Raw genomic sequence first — 18796 nt, 5'->3', positions numbered from 1 at the left:
CTTAAGATCCTGTCTATGATGATGACTATGCTATCTAATGTGAATAGACATTCATCGCTTGTTTAAGGTCTCGTATTACATCTTGACGTAGTTTTAATGGCTCTAAAATTTCCACACAATCTGCGTTGTGAATGAGCCAATGTTTAAAATCTAAGCTATCTCTAGCCCTTGCTCTGACAATGTAGTGGCTTTTCGATGTTTCTTCTATTTCCTGGCATTCACTCAGTTTAAATTCATTTACAAACTTGCTGTTACCTTCAGAATCTCTCATCATTTTAAGTAATACTTCGAACGTTTCACCGCCGTTAACCCATTTACCCTTTGTCGTCGATAGATAAGCGTGGAGGCAAAATTCAGACTTGTTACCCATTGAAAAACTTTGATTTGAGCGTATTTCAATGTTGTTTATCTTGTGCATCGTATAGGTACGCATTTCTCCAGACATGGAGCTACCGTTAGAGCTTCTTTTGTAACGCTCTCGAGCTACAAGATAAAATACTTTTTGATAGACAAACGAAGCGTATGGATCAACCTCACAGCGATGGTTGTTGTAATCAAATGAGAGTACTTGTCTATTTTCAAGTGCACTTTCTATGTCATAAAGCACGGATTGTTCAACCTGTGGCGCTACAAAGTCGTAGCAACTTACTTGAATTTTGAATGGTGCGCTATTTAGCGTTGTTTTTGCTCTTGAAATAAGCCTTAGGGCGTCGTTGAGTTTCGCTCCTGCTGACGGCAAAAGCCGTTCTCGCAATTGATTGCCAATACTACCTAACATTGAGATTGAATCACTTAATCCAGGGTTTACATCAAAATCAACGCCTTCTTTTACTTTATAACGAGCTTTCGATGCAGTCCCGTCACGTACTAATAACTCCGAATGCCCGACCGGACCAGAACCTTGGACTCCATGGTATTTATATACGGAGTCTAATATGCGCTCTGCCCACTTTTGTTGAGCCTCTTGTGAGGTGTCTCCACGGTAATAAAAAGGCTCTTTTCGAACATCATCAAGATACTCTTTAGGTGTGAGCCCCTGCTCCTTTGTTGAAAGTAAAGTGAGGCAGTGTAAATAGCAATAGAAGTCACCAAATGCTTTTGTAGACATGCTTTCTCTTATCTTTGATTCATGATGTGCCGTATTTAACCACAAATTTATTTTGGAGATTCGCAGGAAGTCACATTTTTTTTGTGGATACTATTGTAATTGATTTCTTTTTCACCAATTACAGAGGGTGTTTTGTAACTATTTGTTTTTAGGTTGAATTTTGAACAAAATTGCAAGGTGGAGCTTACATTAAGTGATGTTAATTCCAATAATGGTGGCTTTATATAATTGAGAGGGGAGTGGTTTGTGATTTTGAAGTGTTTTTAATCAGTTAGCACACTATTTTCTTGCTATCGGCTCGTTATCGTTTGTGCTCAATATTGAGGGGAATACCATTGAGCAAGTAAGGTTAGAATGAGTCGATCACTCAGCAAAAATATCATTGAACCAAGCTTCTAATTGCTCGCGTTTATCTTGGGGGCCATTGATTACCACTAATCCATTCAGTGTAGCTTGATCCCAAGAGATCGTTCCGTTGGCCAATGCATCGAACACGTCGAGCTCTGTAATAAGCAATAAATCGTTCTCTGTCGGCAAAGTGTCTCTTCCTGAAATGTTCACGCCTTTTTCAATGCTGATTTGGCTGTAGTGACCTTTAATCGCTTCAAATAAGTTGAATTCAATCTTACTCGGATGCGCCTTTGCGAGTGCTGACTTTATCGAAAACAGTTTGAAATGATCCGGTTTATCTAGGTTTCCGAACTCGTCATCTTGCCTTGCTGTGATGACATTGCCAAATACCTCCAGTGAACCGGGCTCTGTCACTAAACTAAATCCGGTTTCTTGGTGTAATCCGCAAGCTAATACCAGAGAAGAACTGAGTGAAAGCAAAAGAACAAAACGTTTTAGCATGTGTGAACCTTAAAAGAAGCAGGGCAGTTTCCTTACTCCAACAATAGACCTAGATCGTTGAGTTAAGGTTGCGAACTGTACCAATAAATAAACGATAAAGGGACCACAATGGGTCCCTAAGTTATCGACTCGCCATCCTTAGCAGCCTTTGATTATTAGCGAACGATGAGCATGATCTCTTCTGGAGTCATTGGCTTATCGAAGTAGCTCATGAATTGACCGAAGCCTTTGATGTCGCCATTCGAGAACTTGAATGCACCAGACTGTAGGTTGGTACCAATCACTTGTTGAGCGTTTGGACCTGCAATCAAGATTTGGTTCAATACTGCACGAGTGGTGTCGATTTGAACGTCTGCGCCTTTCACTGCTTCTTCGTGTAACTGAGCAATACCGTTGCGAATTTCGATAGTGAATGCTTCGTTCGTATCAGAGAAGTTGTACGTTAGCATCATGTTCACGTCTAACGAGTTTTCTGCGATAAGCGTTGAAGTCATCATGTCGAAGATCTGCTTGCTTGGTAGTGCAGTAAGAACGTCAACAGAAGCGAAGCTGATCATGTTAGAGAAGTCACGTTTGTTCTCTAGTTCAGCCGCCGCGTTGAGCGCCCAGTTACGCCAGTTGATGTTCACTTGGTCTGCAGCCCATGCTTTGTAAGCTTGTGCTTTCATCTCACGAGCTTCCATATCTTGCTTGTTTACCGTGATTGGGTAAGAAAGAATTTCTGCTGCAAATGTGTAGTTCTCAGCCTTAATTGCTGCTTGTGCAGTCGTAAGGATGTTGTCACGACCGCCCATGATCTCTACGAATGCTTTAGCGCGTTGCTCGTAAGCCATTGGCTCTAGCTGCCATGGATCCGCTTCGAAGAAACCGTTGTAACCTACGTAAATCTGACGCACGGCGTGTGCAACAGTACCGTAGTGTTCACCTAACCAAGGGTGTTCTGCAAGGTGCTTAGGAAGTTTAACTACTTCAACTAGCTCGTCTGGCGTCATACCTTTGTTCATGTAACGGATAGTTTGATCATGAGTGTATTGAATCGCATCACGGTAAGCCGTTAGTACGTCAGCTACTGCTTCTTTACCTTCAACAGGACGACCGTGAGAGTTAATCATGATCTCAGTGTCGAACTTACGCATTACGTCGATGCCCTTGAACCACATTGATGGGTCACGGAATTTAGTACCACGGATGGTGTGAAGGTTAGGGAAGTTCTCACCTTGAAGTACTTCAGTCGCGTGCAGGATTTTCTGGTCTGGGAAGTAAACCACTAACTCATCTTTAGTTTCAGATGGCACGTTCTCGATGTGCATTTTCACGCCAGAAATTTCGATTTCGATGTGGCTTTGGCTTGGTACAAGCAGGTTTGGTTCGATGAACGAGATAGCACCTTGCATGAAGCGTGGACCAAGGCCGTCGTTTACTGTGCCGTGCTCGCCTTCTTCTACGTGCTTAGCACCTGTGTAAGAAGTACGGTGACCAAATAGAGTACCTAGGTTTGAAGACCAGTTAGCCACTGCAGCGGTTAGGCCTTCTTCAGCGATGATTTTTACTTCACCTGATGCCACTTCTTCGTCAGTCACCCACGCACGCACACCAGAGATGTGGTCGATGTGGTTGTGAGAATAAATGATTGCTTTAACCGGCTTGTCGGTGATTTGACGGAACTGTTCTTTAACCGATTGAGCCATTTCTACCGACTCGCCTGGATCAACAATGATGATGCCGTCCGTACCTTCAATCATGACGGGTGTATCTAGACCGAAACCGTAACCAAGATATACGTTGTCATCTACTTTGATGATTGCTTGGTCCATTTTACGACCATGCTTGGTGAGGATTGGGTGAACATGGTCAGACTCAGCAGTGTAAGCTAGAGAATCGCCTGTTTTAGAAACAACTTGAATACGTTCGCCTTTTCCCCAGAACATGTTTGATTTGTGTTCGAATAGAACCTCGCTCTTGTAGCGAGCATCAAGATCAATGTTTTGGTATTGCGCAGCATTTGCCGTCTGAAGTTCTTGGCCGACTTTCGATGTCGCTTCTACAGTTGGCGTTGCAGATGCAAAACCAGAAGCAAGTAGAGTGCTCGCAATAGCAACAGGAAGCGCCATTTTTTTGAATGTATTAGTCATGGTAGTGACCTTATATTTGGATACAGGAATTGGATTTCTTGAGCCAAATGATAGAGGTGGGGGAGGTCGCTATCTACGCGCTAATAATATTTCAATCTATCGTTTTTTCGATGATTTGTTTGATAAACGATTGTATTGGCGATTAATTTTGATCTAAATCAATTAGTAAATGAGCTTGCAACAGATACAAAAATGCCCTGAAATTCAGGGCATTTGTTTTACAATTAGTCGCTAGTTCATGAGTGGCTGTGATACGAGTGAATAACAGCCAAATCATTGAATATTTAATTGCTTATCAAGAGCTAATCGTTTACCAAGAGCTTAATCGTTTACCAAGCACCTAGGTATGACTTGTAAGATTGTAGGCGAACTGTTGCTGCGCCGATTACATCAATGAAGCCCCAGAACGGATGTGGTTTCTCTGCCGAGATCCAAGCCGCGCCAGTTGAACCAATAGGGATGTTGTAACCTTCTGGTTCAATGATCTCAAGTACGATAGTACGACCTAAACCATTGCCGTTTCTTACCACGTGTTGACCGACGCTTTGTGGCCCCTGAAGTGGAGAAATACTCGACTCACCGGTACCGGCATTAAAGCTGTGTACTTTTGCTCGGAACACGTGGCCTGGGTATGCATCAACGAAGAACTCAGCGAAGTCTCCTACTTGAACATAGCCATAAGTTTGGTCTGAAATACGCATCTCAAGAAACTTTTTGCTGGTGTTGTAGAGGTGCATGTTACCCATGACAGAACCTTCAGCAATATTCACTATCGATACCTGACCGTCAAACTCAGCTTTAATGGTTTTCTTCTCTTGCGCCCAATTTACTTTTTGTAGATCGGCTTTTAGCGACACAAGTTCAGCGTGCAGTACTCGAAGATCTGAGTCGTACTTTTCTACGTCACGCATATTGAAGATTTCAGGTGACGTTTCAGCACGCTCTAAATCGCGAACCATCTGCTTGATTTGTTCTTCTTTCTGAACAATTGAAGATTCGATCTTGGCTTTATCTGCGGCAGAATTGATGTCGACGAGTGTGTAAATTACGTCGCCTTCTTTAACCATTTGGTTGTGTTCAACAAGCACTTGGTCGATCTGCTGGCCAAAGATCGGTGACATTACCGCGTGTGGTGCTTTCACTGTGGTTGAGTTGGTTAGATCAACGGGTGCCCACAAGCGAGAGATAACCGCTAATACCGCAAGAATCGTTACGCCGCCAATGGCAGCCCATGTGTAGTTCTTGAAGTTCTTCTTAAGTGCGCCTGTCGCAAACAGTGACCATACAATTAGGATGTATGGAATCATCATCTCTTTCATTATGCGACCTCTTTTTCTGTAGCGGATGGTGTTGTTGGAGTCTTTTCTTCTGAAGCCTGTTCTTTTGAAGATTGCTCTACTGAAGACGGCTCTGTTACCGGTTGTTCAGGTGATACGTGGACTGCGGCTGTCTCTGTATTGGTCGCGTCTTGTTTAGGCTGAACACCACGGCGAATCACATCACTCAGTGATTGACCAATATGTTTCCAGTTCGCCAATGCGATAACCAATGCGATAACCCAGAATGTTTTGCTGATGAAGAGTCCGCAAAGTGACAGTGCAAACACGATTTGAACGTGAGCGCTTTTGTGCTCTTTTGCTTTATGCACACCCAGTTCATGCAACTGCCACATGCCGTAAACACCGGCTAAAACCACAGCAATGGTCACTGAGAACAAGTAACCAGAGAAGGACTCCATCTTGAAGAAGTTCATCATCATTTCATTGGGATGATTGTTGAATTGAGACATGTCGATGTCTTTAGAATGGATTGTGCCTAATGGTGCAAGAGCCAATGCTCCCGCAAACATCACTGCCATAAACAGGCAGAATTTAATCAAGACCATCACAACGGCCCAGATTTTCTGGAAAACGATTTTTATAAAGTTCATATCTCAACCTAAATTAGGAGAGAGAAAGTGCAGCCTTGGTACAAGACTTTTAGAAGACATCTGAAAGAGGTGTTGAACTCACGTAACCGTATAGACCTACTGAGTCAAAAGTACTAGATGACAATTAAAAATCGCTTTGACCACGTAGACAACGCATTCTCGCGAATAGAGTGTTAAAAACACCTGGCGAAATCATTCTTAAGTAACGTCTACCATTGATAGGTTCGTTTGCTGCATTGGGTTTTAAGGCCGTCTTCCGTGATGTGTGCAACACCATCATCTACACATTTTTAGGTTTTCTGTTTAGGTTAAGAATTGATTTGTTGGCGAAATAATAGGAAGTGTAACTGGTGCTATCTACGCATTATTGCGATATTGAATTATCGTAATTACGATGAATTGAGTGGTTGCTTAAACGTGAGGTGGGTTTATTTGAACAGGCTCAAACTCGGCTTATAAAATATGTCTATTTAATTACCCTGGATCATAGAAGTGGCTATAAAAGTATCAATAAGGCAGGACGGAAATATTGAATACTCCGACCAGTCTAGGGTGAGTTTGGGTGGATTAAGCGTTACTGGCACAGCGAAGAGATTTAGATTCCAATCTGGCGAATGTGGCAGCTATTCGAAAGAGTGAGTTGTTCTGACATTTTTGCTCTTTACCATATGATGCTTCCTTCTCAGTTTTGTTTTCTCAATGAGCATCCGTTGTTTCATTCTATCGCTTTTACGATAAGATAATTAAATCTATCGCCAAATGAGCACTGAATCATGAGTAATGACATTCCGAATTTTAACTTATTGGCTGTGTTTTCAGCGGTGATGGAGCAGGGCAGTTTGAGTAAGGCTGCCGATCATTTGAATACCAATCAATCGACGATCAGCACTGCGCTCGGCCGACTGAAAAATGAAATTGGCCAAGAGTTGTTTGTGCGCAGTGGGCGAGGGGTTGTGCCTACTGCTTACTCGCAAAGCTTGTATGAGCAAATCAAAGCGCCAATACACGAGCTCAACGGCGTGTTTCAAGGTATGGCTGGGTTTGATGAAGCGAGTACAGAGCGCAGGTTTGTGGCTTCGGTTCCCGAACATTTAAAGTGGATGTTGCTCGATCGATTTTCTCAGTTATCTAACCAAGGCTTATCTCTTGAGGTGTATGACCAACCAGATAGTGATGATCAAGTCCATGAGGATCTATTAACTCAGAAGTTTGATTTGATGATCGACATTGTGTTGCCTGAGCATTCAAGCATGATGAGCGAAAAGCTCTACGACAGTGAGTTTGTGATTGTTTGCCGAAATGGGCACCCTAGGATCAAAGGTGAGATCACCGAGGCGCAATATCTCAGTGAGCAACATGCGGTTTTAGCCAGAACACGTCGCCAAGTAAGAAGTTTGACTCACTACACTTCGTTAGACTTATCCTCGCGTAAAATTGTAATTCACGGCAGCTCTATGGCCAGTAACCTAATGCTGTGTAGCCAGACTGATTACATCACTGTTGTGCCGCTTTCTATGGCGAACCAGTATCAGGAACGTCTTGGGTTACAGTTGTTCAAACCGCCTTTCGATTATCAGCCTATCTCTCATTACCTCATTTGGTTGAAAAAACAGAACACCGATCCGGCACATAAGTGGTTGAGAGAGCAGATCATCAATACGACTAATGACATGTCTAAATCACTAAACAGTTGGCGCTCCGCTTTCTGATCGTCGCCCTATCTTTTGTTTGCCAAATATCTTCTTAACAAATCACTTGTATTAAGTGAGTTATAATAAAAAATTATCACAATGAGAATTTATGATAATTTCATTTATTTGCTGTCAGCTCGTATATTAACCCTAACAAAGAAGTGGGTAACCTCCACTCACGATTATATCGGCTCAGGTTGCTGGGCTAAAAAGGGCGAAATATGAAATTCCTACACACAATGATCCGAGTTACTGATTTAGACAAGTCTATCGAGTTCTACACCAAGGTATTGGGAATGAAGGAACTTGAACGCCACGAAAACAAAGAGTACCGCTACACATTGGTTTTTGTTGGCTATGAGCAAGGCGGCACGACTATCGAGCTAACGTACAACTGGGATACGAATGAGTACGAGATGGGCAGCGCGTTTGGTCATCTGGCATTGGGTGTAGAAGATATTTACGCAGCATGTGACAAAATCAAATCGCTAGGTGGCAACGTCACTCGCGAAGCGGGTCCAGTGAAAGGCGGCTCAACTCATATCGCTTTTATTACTGACCCAGACGGCTACCAAATCGAACTGATTCAACTAGGTTAATCGAGGATATAACAATGACAAACGCACTATTTCAACCAATTCAACTTGGTAATATCGAGCTTAAAAACCGTATTGTTATGCCACCGATGACGCGTTCTCGCGCAACGCAACCTGGTAATTCAGCAAACGATATGATGGCGGCTTACTACGCTCAGCGTGCTTCTGCAGGTTTGATTATTGCTGAAGGCACACAAATTTCACCTATGGGTCAAGGCTATGCTTGGACTCCGGGTATCTATTCTGATGAGCAGATCGCTGGTTGGAAAAAAGTGACTGATGCCGTACATGAAAAAGAGGGCGTTATCTTCGCTCAACTTTGGCATGTAGGCCGTGTAACACACCCAGACAACATTGGTGGTGAACAGCCAATCTCGTCTTCTGCACTTAAAGCACAAAACGTAAAGGTATTCATCGATAACGGTACTGATGAACCGGGCTTTGTTGATGTGGTTGAACCTCGTGAAATGACGAAACAAGACATCAAAGAGGTGGTTGAACAGTATCGCCAAGCGGCTTTGAATGCGGTTGAAGCAGGCTTTGATGGTATCGAACTTCACGCAGCGAATGGTTACTTAATCAACCAATTCATCGATTCTGAAGCAAACAACCGCACTGACGAATACGGTGGTTCAATTGAAAACCGTTTACGTTTCCTAGGCGAAGTGGTTGAAGCTATGGTTGAAGCGATTGGTGCTGACCGTGTTGGTGTACGCCTTGCTCCGTTCACATCGTTGAATGGTACGGTTGACGCTACACCAGTAGAGACTTACACAGCGGCGGCAGCACTACTTAACCTATACAAAATTGTTTACCTACACATTGCAGAAGTTGATTGGGACGATGCACCTGAAACGCCAAAAGCATTTAAAGCAGCAGTTCGTGAAGCCTACGAGGGTGTCCTTATTTATGCGGGTAAATACGATAGCGAGCGTGGCGAAAAAGCCGTTGCTGAAGGCGTAACTGACATGGTTGGTTTTGGTCGTCCATTCGTTGCGAACCCAGATTTACCAGCTCGTATTCAAAATGGTTACCCACTTGCAGCGCACGATCCAAACACATTGTTCGGTGGTGCTGAAAAAGGTTTAACGGATTACCCAGAATACGCAGGCTAAAAACAGCTGCCTGAAGCGGAGTATTGAGATAGTATCTCGATCCTGTTGAATGTTTATAAAAAGCAACCTTGCAGAGTCGGGTTGCTTTTTTTGTTATTGGACTAAGTAAAATGATGAACGTGAAAGCGATGCGCGGAGAGCTTTACCTTCTATTTGCCACCCTGCTAGCTGGGGTTGGATGGATTGCATCTAAGCTGGTGGTATTGGAAATGCCTGGGCCAGTGTTCATTGGTGTGCGATTCCTCGTCGCGAGTCTTATTCTTCTGCCATTTTGTATTCACCATATTCGTAAGCTTTCGCTTAAGCAGATTCTGTCTCTTTGCGGCGTGGGTTTGTTGTTGTCTGCCTCATTGCAGGTATGGGTGTTTGCAGTTTCGGTGACTGAAAGCTTGTCGGAAGGGGCATTCATCATGAGCTTAGCCATGATCATTGCACCGTTTGTGTCTTGGATTTTGTTTCGAGTTAAGCCTAATCGCGCGTTTTGGGTGTCTTTCCCGATCGCGATTATTGGCATGCTGTTGCTGACTTTGGGTAACGGCTGGCATGTTGAGCAGAGTCAGATTTATTTCTTACTAGCATCGATGTTGTTGTCTGTTCACTTTGTGATGAACAAGCGTGTGATTACCAATATCAAGCCTATCGCATCAATCTGTGTGCAACTGTTTGTGGTGGGTGTGAGTGGTTTAGCCTTTGCTTCTATGACAGCTCAGCCGGAGTTCGAAATCACCAAAACCTTAGTCTTCTGGTTTATTGTCTCTGCGGTGATCGCAACGTCTATTCGTTACTTGCTACAAACGGTCGGTCAGCACTCCGTGAACATGGAAGTGGCGGCATTGATCATGATTCTTGAGCCTGTGTGGACGCTGCTGTTAAGTGTGAGTGTGCTTGGCGAAAGTGTAGAGATGCAGAAGCTGCTCGGTGGGGCGGTGATCATTGCTTCACTATTTTGCTATATCAAATGGTCGAGACGAAAATAAAACACTCGGCGCAAGGCCGAGTGTGGGTTGTTCTTCAAGTGCTTTTCTGAGCTTTGAATACAGGTGGTAAAGTCGAACCCTTACCACCATAGTCCTATCGCACAGCCTTCTTTTCTTTATGCCATCAATTCGAATGTACTAGGGGCGGGAAAGGACGTGAATGAATTAGTCGCGAATAGTGACTTTTGTAATCACAATATCTTCGCAAGGCACATCTTCGTGTCCCCAGCGAATGGTTGTTGGTGCTTTCGCAATTTTGTTTACCACATCCATACCTGCTGAAACCTTACCGAATACCGCGTAACCCCAGCCAGCATTGGTTGTTGAGGTGTGATCTAGGAAATCGTTGTCATCAAGGTTGATGAAGAACTGCGCCGTTGCAGAATGTGGTGCATCAGTCCGAGCCATTGCCACAGAACCAATCACATTCTTCAAACCACGGTTTGCTTCGTTGACGATTGGGGCGCGAGTTGGTTTTTCTGTCATGTCGATAGTGTGACCACCACCTTGAATCATGAAACCTTCAATAACACGGTGAAATGTCGTGCCTTCGTAGAAACCGTCTTGGCAGTATTTAAGGAAGTTTTTCGACGTTACTGGCGCTTTTTCAAGGTTCAGTTCAATCTCGATATCGCCAAAGTTGGTGGTGAAAGTAATCATAGGGCTACCTAAAGTTGAAGTTTTACTGAGTCGTAATGACGAAAGTGGGTTGCAGTATAGGGAAAATAACAGCGGATACCAGTGATGGTTTTATTGTGGTTGAATTCTCGTCAACCACCAAAATCACGCCTGATATTGTTTAAGGAACATCTCGACACTTGAAGTAATGAGCACTTGCTTGTGTGCAGCATCCGGTGACGGCACATGACCAATGATTTGCGGCCAAAACGCAAAAGACTTAAGCAGACCAATGAACTGCGTGGAGGCGAATTGTGGGTCTAGTTCTACTAAACGACCGTCTGCCAACGCGGCTTTAATCCAGGTTGTAAGTCCACTTTCTGCTTGGGAATATTTTTCCATCGCTTGATGCGCCAGTTCTGCGTTATGGAAATACTCTGAGAACAAAACGCGTGACAGGTCGATGAAGCCTTCAGACTCAAGTAACTCAAGCTCTTGATTGGCTATCGAGGAAAGCTGTTCTTCAAGTGGCAGTTCTGCTTGATATGGGAAATGCGTTGCGGCCAGAGTTTTGCTCCAAATGCTGTCTAGAATCTCATCTAAAAGCAGTTCTTTGCTGGCAAAGTGATTGTATACGGTGCGCTTTGATACTTCTGCGCGACTCGATATTTTATCCATGCTGGTGGCCTTGTAGCCATGCTCAGTAAACTCTGCGATAGCAGCGGCAACGATCGATTCACGTTTTCTTTGGCTCAGCGTTTTTTTTACAGTCATCGGGATACTACTCAATATGTCGCGGTTAGCATTACATACGCTAATTTTACACCAGTAAGTTTACTTTTAGAACACCAATCCGCGTATTGGTAATTCGGTCGAGAGCAACTGAATCGCTTTGCAATGCACGGTGGGTATCATAGAATCGAAAGTGTATTCGAATTTTATTGATATCAACGGAAGAGAATAAACAATCAATGAGTAGTATTTTAGAGTGTATTCGTACAGTTGGACGAGGAGAAAGAGGGCGTAAGCCTTTATCGTTCGAACAAGCCTACCGCATCATGGATGAGTATTTAAGCGGAGAAGTCGGTGACGACCAAATGGCTATGCTACTGATGTTGATTCGTGTGCAGAATGAAACCAATGAAGAGATCGCTGGCTTTGTAAAAGCGTTTCAATCTCGAGTGCCAGATTTAGGCGCTGATATTGATTGGCCGTGTTATGCAGGTAAGCGTAACGATAACGCCAGTGGCAAGCCTTGGAACTTGTTGGCGGCAAAAATCTTAGCTGACAATGGCTATAAAGTGTTAATGCATGGCTATATGGATAAGCCGAGCGGTAGGACGCACGTTGAAAGCCATTTGCAAGATGTCGGTGTGCAAAGTGCTGAGAGCCCTGAACATGCTAAGTCGATTCTTGAACAAGACGGCATTGCTTATTTACCGCTAGCTAACTTTGCGCCCGAAGCACAAACCATGATTGGTTGGAAACACCGCTACGGTTTGAGAACACCAATTAACACGGTAGTTCGAGCATTGAATCCTGGTGGTGGCCGTTTAGGTCTGCGTGGCAGTTTCCATCCTGGCTTTCCACAACTTCATGCGGAAGTTGAGCATGTTATCGGAAATAAATCCCACTCGGTGATTTCATTCAAAGGGATGAACGGTGAGTCGGAATATAATCCTAAAGTTAGCCAAACGGTATGGATGAGCTCTCCTGACAAAGTCGAATCGTTCTACTGGGAAGAGATGATGAACCTAGAGCTGCCACTTCCTAGTCAATGTGTACTTGGCACATCGGCTGAAGATATGGCGCTAATGGCGAATACCGTTGTCGACAGCATGACAGCCATTCTCTTTGCAGAAACGCACGATAAAACTGAGGCATACCAGAAAGCGGTGCGCCTGTGGCATGAGTATTGTGCGCGTTAGATGGTGGTTTGTAATCAATGAGAGAAGGTCAGCGAGCGCTGGCCTTTTTATACTTGATTTCTAGCAAGGGCTTTTCGTGAACGCCCAAACAATAAAGCTACTTCACTCGCATCAAGCGATGCATTTTGTCTTCGAACTGAATCTCAATCACCTGTGAGATTTTCATCTTATCAACACGATCAAGCATTCTCGCTTGGTAATCACGTTTTTTCATCCACTCTAGCGGTTCTTTAAAGCCATCTTCATTAATCACAAACGACTGATCGGTAATAGAGTCTTCAAAGATATGAACCACCCAAATGCGTGATTGGAAATCCAATAACTCACTAAAGTAGCTTTTTAACTTAGATAAGGAATTCGCTAGATACGTTTTAGGTGGGGTTTGGGAAGACATAGTAAACCGTATTTGGACAATGAAAATCGGCAAGGGCGCCGTCTGATCATTATAGCCTTTACCCGTTAGGCTTGTCAGGTCGAATTCGGCAGCCATTCACGGCTATTGCGCTTGCTAATGCTACTATGGCTGCCAGTTAGAGATTAACCAAATCAGTGTCGGATTCACTATTTAACGAATAGGCCGAAGTCGATCTCTTGTTCTCTTTGATATTTCACCAGCTTCACTTTTAGGTCGTGTTTTGCTGCTAAATCAATGGCTAAGCATGACATGCGTTTTATCTCATCAACGCAGCTTGATATCAGCGGTTTTTCTTGATTATCGATAGTGGCGATGAGTGTGTTTTCTGTGCCGTCGTTACCTGCGTAAATATACGCGTACATGTTGTTGTCGTGTTGCATAAACTTCATAAAAAGGGATTTCTAATTATTAGTGAGGTGAAGATTACAGGGTTTATTTACGCAGGCTAGCTCGGCTAAGTAAGGTTAAGCAAGGGAAAGTAAGGCTTTGTAAGGGCTCTTTTTTTTCTTTTTTCTGGCGTTCGAAAACGTGCTCAACCCTTTGTTTGTCTCATTTTTTTGTATTGTTAGGTTTTGCCTATCAATAAAATTGTTGAAATCCATTTAGTAAAATCAAGATTTTAGACAACAATTAACTTAACAAGATAGAAAATATATGACGCAAAGTATTTAGGGAGAACGCAATGCATTCTATTAAAGTGAAAGATTACATGACGCAGCAGGTTGTGACATTTACTCCTGATATGCCGTTAAGTCTAGCGTTAGACAAAGTGATGCGTAGTCACCACATGGGTGGACCCGTAATCGACGATAATGAACAAGTGATTGGCTTCCTTTCAGAGCAGGATTTACTCGAGAAACTTGTGAAGGTCAGTTACTTCTGCCAAGACACACACCTTGTGGGTGACTGCATGTACCAAGAAGTGCTGTCGGTGTCCCCTGACTTATCCATTATTGAATTGGCGGACATGATGCAGGTTGGAAAACCTAAAGCATACCCTGTGATCGATAATCGAAAACTGGTGGGTATTATCACCAGAACCGATGTTTTGAGAGCAATCGGCAAGAACTTGGAAGAATGCTTCAAACATCAGGTATAGTAGCGTGTTAAGAACGATTATTTTTCTCAATACCCTCAATTGAAAAAAGGCGCACTAGCGCCTTTTTTCTGTATAGCGCTTTTCTTGGTCGATCCTCTCTTTGTGGATCCCGAGCCTGTTGAACAGCTAATTGGACTTTAGCTCTTGGGTATTCCAACTTTTGGAGGTTTCATGTCAAATCAAACGGCAAAGTTTGTTGAAGGTTCAACGATGCGCCACATATTGGTGATGTCGGGGGCTGGCTCTGTCGGTTTGATGGCGTTATTTGTGGTCGATCTGCTCGACATGCTGTTTATCAGTATGCTCGGACAGGTTGAATTGGCTGCTGCGGTAGGCTTTGCAGGTACGCTGACTTTCTTTTCTACCTCCGTTTCTATCGGTACTTCCATTGCCATGGGCGCATTAGTGTCCAAAGCCATCGGCTCCAAGAATCACGAGCACGCTCGAAACCTAAGCACCAGTATCATGCTGACTGCGTTTGTTATCAGTTCAACCATAACTGCAATCATGTTCGCTTATATTCCAGAGCTGCTAGCCGCGATAGGCGCCAAAGGCATTGCAGCCGAACGCGCTCAAGCTTACCTACAGATTTTGCTACCTAGTGGTCCATTTTTGGCGTTAGCGATGGCAGCGGGTGCGGGCTTAAGAGCGGCAGGTGATGCTAAGCGTTCGATGTGGGCAACTTTGTCTGGCGGCATTGTTAACGCGATTCTCGATCCTCTGTTTATTTTTGGTTTTGGTTGGAACATCGAAGGGGCGGCTATCGCTTCGGTTGTCGCTCGTTTCTCGGTGCTATTCTTTTCGCTTTATCCTCTTATTCGCAGCCATCAGCTGGTAGCTCCGCCTTCTTTTGTGCAATGGCGCATTAATATTCGACCAATATTGGCGATTGCGCTGCCTGCGATTATCACCAATACCGCAACGCCTATCGGTAATGCGATTGTAACAACGGGTATCGCACAATATGGTGAGGATTTTGTCGCGGGCTTTGCCGTGATAGGTCGTCTGACGCCAGTTTGTTTTGCGGTTATCTTTGCCTTGTCTGGCGCTGTGGGGCCAATCATTGGTCAGAACTTTGGTGCTGAACGCATGGACCGAGTGAAGGAAACACTCAATAACTCATTGCTGGTTACTACGGCATACACTATCGCTGTTTGTATTCTGTTGTACTTCGTTCAAGGTTATGTCATTCAAGGTTTTAGTCTACAAGGTGATGCAGCAATCATTGTGGCAGCTTTCTGTACCTATGTGGCGTTAACCTTCACCTTTAACGGTGCGCTATTTGTTGCCAACACCTCTTTTAATAACTTAGGCAAACCGCTTTATTCGACAGCATTGAATTTGGGCAAAGCCACGTTAGGTACTCTGCCGTTCGTCTATCTAGGTTCGGAGTGGTATGGCGCTTTGGGTGTTCTTTATGGTCAAGCTTTGGGTAATGTTCTGTTCGGGATTTTAGGTATCTTGGTGCTTCGACATCATATCGCTGAACTGATGCAAGGATCTCAAGTTGATCCAGTGGAAGACGATGTGTCGATTGTCAGCCTAAACACACAGCCATTCTGTTCACACGATGCGGTGCTTATTGATGATGTATCGGCGAACCGTGAAGAGTGTGCGGAGCTTAAATCTCAGTAAGCCATCGGCGCTGGCATAATATTTTTGTTTTCTTGAAAACTTCTTCTTGACCTTGGAGTAGCCTCCAAGGTTTATACTTTTGATGAACTTAAGGTTCTGTTGCTCGTGAGTTAGCAACAACCTCAAGGCTTTTGAGTATTAAGGAGATACATTATGTGCGCAAAACATGCAGCGTGCCGCTCAGCAAAAGTGGACGTTCAACCTCAAGCGGCAGGAGCAAGTTGCTCTAGCCCTAAAATTTCAAGCATCACAGCAGCAGGTACTTCATCTGGTTGTTGTAGCTCTTCTGCTACTTCGTCATCGTCTGGAGATGATTGTTGTAGTTCGTCGGACAGTGGAGAAGAAGACAGTCAGTCCTCAACTTTATCTCTCGACGCCAAATTTTCGAAAAGTTGGCTGGTTGCCGGAATGGACTGCCCAGCTTGTGCAAGAAAAATAGAAAACGCGATCAGCAATATTGACGGTGTTATTCAAGCGAAGGTTCTCTTTGCTACCGAAAAGCTGGTTGTGAAATTCGATAATCAAAGCCTTGCTGACACCATTGAACAGGTCTCTATCAAAACGGGTTTCCCTCTTACGGAAGTCGGTTCAAAGAAAGAAAAACAACAACCTGAGACTTTTTGGCAAGCTTATATCCAACCTAATTTACAGATTATCGCGATTGCAGCGGCAATGCTGTTTGCGGCGCTTCTGAAAAGTACCTCTCCTCAATTAAGCGAAGGCTTGTTTACGGTAACTTGTCTGCTTGGTTTATATCCGGTGGCGAAGAAAGCGGTTCAGCTGGCGCGTTCAGGTACACCGTTTGCTATTGAAACCTTAATGAGTGTTGCCGCGCTGGGTGCTTTGTACCTTGGCGAAACTGCGGAAGCAGCGATGGTTCTATTGTTGTTCTTGATTGGTGAGCGCTTAGAAGCGTTTGCTTCATCAAGAGCAAGAAGTGGCGTTCAAGCGCTAATGGCATTGGTACCAGAAAACGCGACTAAGATCATCAACGGCGAGCGTGTAGAAGTAGCAGTCAGTGAACTGGTTCCAGGTGATGTGATTGAAGTGGCCGCGGGCTCTCGTTTACCTGCTGACGGCCAATTGATTACAGACGCGGCAAGCTTTGATGAAAGTGCGTTAACCGGTGAATCTGTTCCTGTTGAACACATCGAAGGCAATAGCATCATGGCTGGCGCTGTGGTGGTCGATAAAGTGGTTCGTATCACCATCACTTCAAAACAGGGTGAGAACGCGATCGATCGCATTCTTCATCTGATTGAAGAAGCAGAGTCTCGTAAAGCACCACTAGAGCGATTCCTCGATAAGTTCAGCCGTTGGTACACACCGTTAATGATGGTAGTGGCTCTGTTGGTCATCATCACGCCACCATTGTTGTTTGCGCAGCCATGGGAAACATGGGTTTACCGTGGCCTAGCGCTATTGTTGATTGCTTGTCCGTGTGCCTTGGTTATCTCGACTCCTGCAGCGATTACCTCTGGCTTAGCAGCAGCAGCGAAACGTGGCGCGCTCATTAAAGGCGGCGCAGCGCTAGAGCAGCTTGGTAAAATCCAAACCATCGCCTTCGATAAGACAGGCACACTGACCGAAGGTAAGCCTCAGGTTACGGATATTCAACCTCTATCGGGGTGGCAACAAGACGCGATGCTGCGTGTGGTTGGGGCGATTGAAGTTGGCTCTACTCACCCGTTGGCGCAGTCACTTGTCGCTAAAGTAAAAGACCTGAATATTGAGATTCCTGAATCACACAACAAGAAAGCGTTGATTGGTAGTGGTGTTGAAGGGGATGTTGATGGTGTTAAGTATCAGGTTCTGTCACCGTCTAAAGTCACGTTCGAACTTGGTGCCGATGTGGTTTCTCAGGTAGAAGCATTAGAAGGTGAGGGCAAGACGGTTGTGGTTGCTCTTGAGGTTAAAGATCAAGAAGAATCAACAGAGCAAGCTACGACGGTGATTGGTCTGATTGCTTGGCAAGATACGTTACGCAGTGACGCTAAGCTTGCGATTGAACGACTTGATGAATTAGGTATTCAATCTATCATGTTGACCGGCGATAATCCGCGCAGTGCAGCAGCGATCAGTAGCAAGATTGGTATGCAGTACAAGGCAAGCCTATTGCCAAGCGACAAGGTATCTTACGTTGAGGAGTTATCTCAACAGTCGCACGTGGCGATGGTCGGTGATGGCATTAATGATGCACCAGCAATGAAAACGGCGAATGTCGGCATCGCAATGGGTGGTGGTACGGATGTCGCTTTGGAAACGGCGGATTCAGCACTGACTCATAACCGTTTAACTGAGCTGCCAGCGATGATTGAACTGTCGCAAGCGACCATGAACAACATCCGTCAAAACGTAGCCCTTGCGCTTGGTTTGAAGGTCGTATTCTTGGTGACAAGCTTGTTAGGTATTACCGGTTTGTGGGTGGCAGTTTTAGCGGATAGTGGTGCAACTGCATTGGTGACATTGAACGCATTGCGTCTGCTTCGATTTAAATCTAAAGCGGACTAAATCGAGCTCACCGACATAGAGCATTCTTAATATAAAAGCGCCTTTAGCGGTAATACGTTAAAGGCGCTTTTTGTCTCATTAGTATGCAACATAGGCGTGCGGATTGCTTATTTTTGTGATGCCAATCGGTTTTTTGTGAAACTTGAATTATTGTTGCGATCATTCATGTGACATGTGTCACTTCATTTT

The 18796-nt window shown here is 44.4% G+C and carries 17 protein-coding genes; 8 read left to right on the top strand and 9 right to left on the bottom strand.

Annotated elements, in window-relative coordinates:
- Positions 1-34: 34 nt before the first annotated feature.
- From AB4507_RS17160 to AB4507_RS17140, 5 genes are all read right to left on the bottom strand, one after another.
- Positions 35-1108, bottom strand: a complete 1074-nt coding sequence (locus tag AB4507_RS17160; RefSeq protein ID WP_372183013.1) for a helix-turn-helix transcriptional regulator — start codon at positions 1106-1108, stop codon at positions 35-37.
- Between the two features lie 363 nt (positions 1109-1471).
- Positions 1472-1960 carry a hypothetical protein gene (locus tag AB4507_RS17155; protein ID WP_372183012.1) on the bottom strand — a complete coding sequence of 163 codons (489 nt, stop codon included), beginning with the start codon at positions 1958-1960 and terminating at the stop codon, positions 1472-1474.
- A 155-nt stretch (positions 1961-2115) separates the two neighbouring features.
- A complete protein-coding gene (locus AB4507_RS17150) occupies positions 2116-4092 on the bottom strand; it encodes an alkyl sulfatase dimerization domain-containing protein (protein WP_372183011.1) in 1977 nt (658 codons plus the stop codon).
- A gap of 329 nt (positions 4093-4421) precedes the next feature.
- Positions 4422-5411 (bottom strand): efflux RND transporter periplasmic adaptor subunit, encoded by a 990-nt coding sequence (locus AB4507_RS17145; RefSeq protein WP_372183010.1) that lies wholly within the window; start codon positions 5409-5411, stop codon positions 4422-4424.
- Positions 5411-6022 carry a magnesium transporter gene (locus tag AB4507_RS17140; RefSeq protein WP_372183009.1) on the bottom strand — a complete coding sequence of 204 codons (612 nt, stop codon included), beginning with the start codon at positions 6020-6022 and terminating at the stop codon, positions 5411-5413. Before AB4507_RS17140 ends, AB4507_RS17145 begins: the two co-directional genes overlap by 1 nt.
- A gap of 773 nt (positions 6023-6795) precedes the next feature.
- Here AB4507_RS17140 and AB4507_RS17135 point away from each other — a divergent pair.
- The 4 genes from AB4507_RS17135 (at position 6796) to AB4507_RS17120 (ending at position 10401) form a co-directional block, all read left to right on the top strand.
- A complete protein-coding gene (locus AB4507_RS17135; protein WP_017068098.1) occupies positions 6796-7731 on the top strand; it encodes a LysR family transcriptional regulator in 936 nt (311 codons plus the stop codon).
- Between the two features lie 203 nt (positions 7732-7934).
- A complete protein-coding gene (gloA, locus tag AB4507_RS17130; protein WP_017066787.1) occupies positions 7935-8312 on the top strand; it encodes a lactoylglutathione lyase in 378 nt (125 codons plus the stop codon).
- Positions 8313-8326: 14 nt separating this feature from the next.
- A complete protein-coding gene (locus AB4507_RS17125; protein ID WP_017065285.1) occupies positions 8327-9424 on the top strand; it encodes an alkene reductase in 1098 nt (365 codons plus the stop codon).
- Positions 9425-9534: 110 nt separating this feature from the next.
- A complete protein-coding gene (locus AB4507_RS17120; protein ID WP_372183008.1) occupies positions 9535-10401 on the top strand; it encodes a DMT family transporter in 867 nt (288 codons plus the stop codon).
- A gap of 165 nt (positions 10402-10566) precedes the next feature.
- Here the strand turns inward: AB4507_RS17120 and AB4507_RS17115 are convergent, their stop codons facing one another.
- A complete protein-coding gene (locus tag AB4507_RS17115; RefSeq protein WP_017060208.1) occupies positions 10567-11061 on the bottom strand; it encodes a peptidylprolyl isomerase in 495 nt (164 codons plus the stop codon).
- 123 nt (positions 11062-11184) lie between these two features.
- Positions 11185-11793 carry a TetR/AcrR family transcriptional regulator gene (locus AB4507_RS17110; protein WP_017066785.1) on the bottom strand — a complete coding sequence of 203 codons (609 nt, stop codon included), beginning with the start codon at positions 11791-11793 and terminating at the stop codon, positions 11185-11187.
- Between the two features lie 167 nt (positions 11794-11960).
- Between AB4507_RS17110 and AB4507_RS17105 the strand changes: the two genes are divergently transcribed.
- Positions 11961-12947 carry a glycosyl transferase family protein gene (locus tag AB4507_RS17105; RefSeq protein WP_081324522.1) on the top strand — a complete coding sequence of 329 codons (987 nt, stop codon included), beginning with the start codon at positions 11961-11963 and terminating at the stop codon, positions 12945-12947.
- A gap of 97 nt (positions 12948-13044) precedes the next feature.
- On the opposite strand, the gene AB4507_RS17100 is transcribed toward AB4507_RS17105, so the two are convergent.
- Both AB4507_RS17100 and AB4507_RS17095 read right to left on the bottom strand, forming a co-directional pair.
- Positions 13045-13341, bottom strand: coding sequence for a hypothetical protein (locus AB4507_RS17100; RefSeq protein ID WP_372183014.1), 297 nt, complete (start codon positions 13339-13341; stop codon positions 13045-13047).
- Positions 13342-13508: 167 nt separating this feature from the next.
- Entirely contained in the window at positions 13509-13742 is a 234-nt protein-coding gene (locus AB4507_RS17095; RefSeq protein ID WP_017060212.1) for a hypothetical protein, read from the bottom strand.
- A gap of 302 nt (positions 13743-14044) precedes the next feature.
- On the opposite strand from AB4507_RS17095, the gene AB4507_RS17090 reads away from it, so the two are divergent.
- The 3 genes from AB4507_RS17090 (at position 14045) to AB4507_RS17080 (ending at position 18607) form a co-directional block, all read left to right on the top strand.
- A complete protein-coding gene (locus AB4507_RS17090) occupies positions 14045-14461 on the top strand; it encodes a CBS domain-containing protein (RefSeq protein WP_017060213.1) in 417 nt (138 codons plus the stop codon).
- 171 nt (positions 14462-14632) lie between these two features.
- Positions 14633-16096, top strand: a complete 1464-nt coding sequence (locus AB4507_RS17085; RefSeq protein WP_017060214.1) for an MATE family efflux transporter — start codon at positions 14633-14635, stop codon at positions 16094-16096.
- Between the two features lie 153 nt (positions 16097-16249).
- Positions 16250-18607 carry a zinc/cadmium/mercury/lead-transporting ATPase gene (locus AB4507_RS17080; protein ID WP_372183007.1) on the top strand — a complete coding sequence of 786 codons (2358 nt, stop codon included), beginning with the start codon at positions 16250-16252 and terminating at the stop codon, positions 18605-18607.
- Positions 18608-18796: the final 189 nt, after the last annotated feature.

The sequence above is a fragment of the Vibrio sp. 10N.222.54.A3 genome (genome assembly GCF_041474095.1).
GTDB classification, from domain to species: domain Bacteria; phylum Pseudomonadota; class Gammaproteobacteria; order Enterobacterales; family Vibrionaceae; genus Vibrio; species Vibrio crassostreae_C.
Note: the sequence above shows the minus strand (reverse complement) of the source record. Positions and strands in the feature narration are given on the sequence as shown.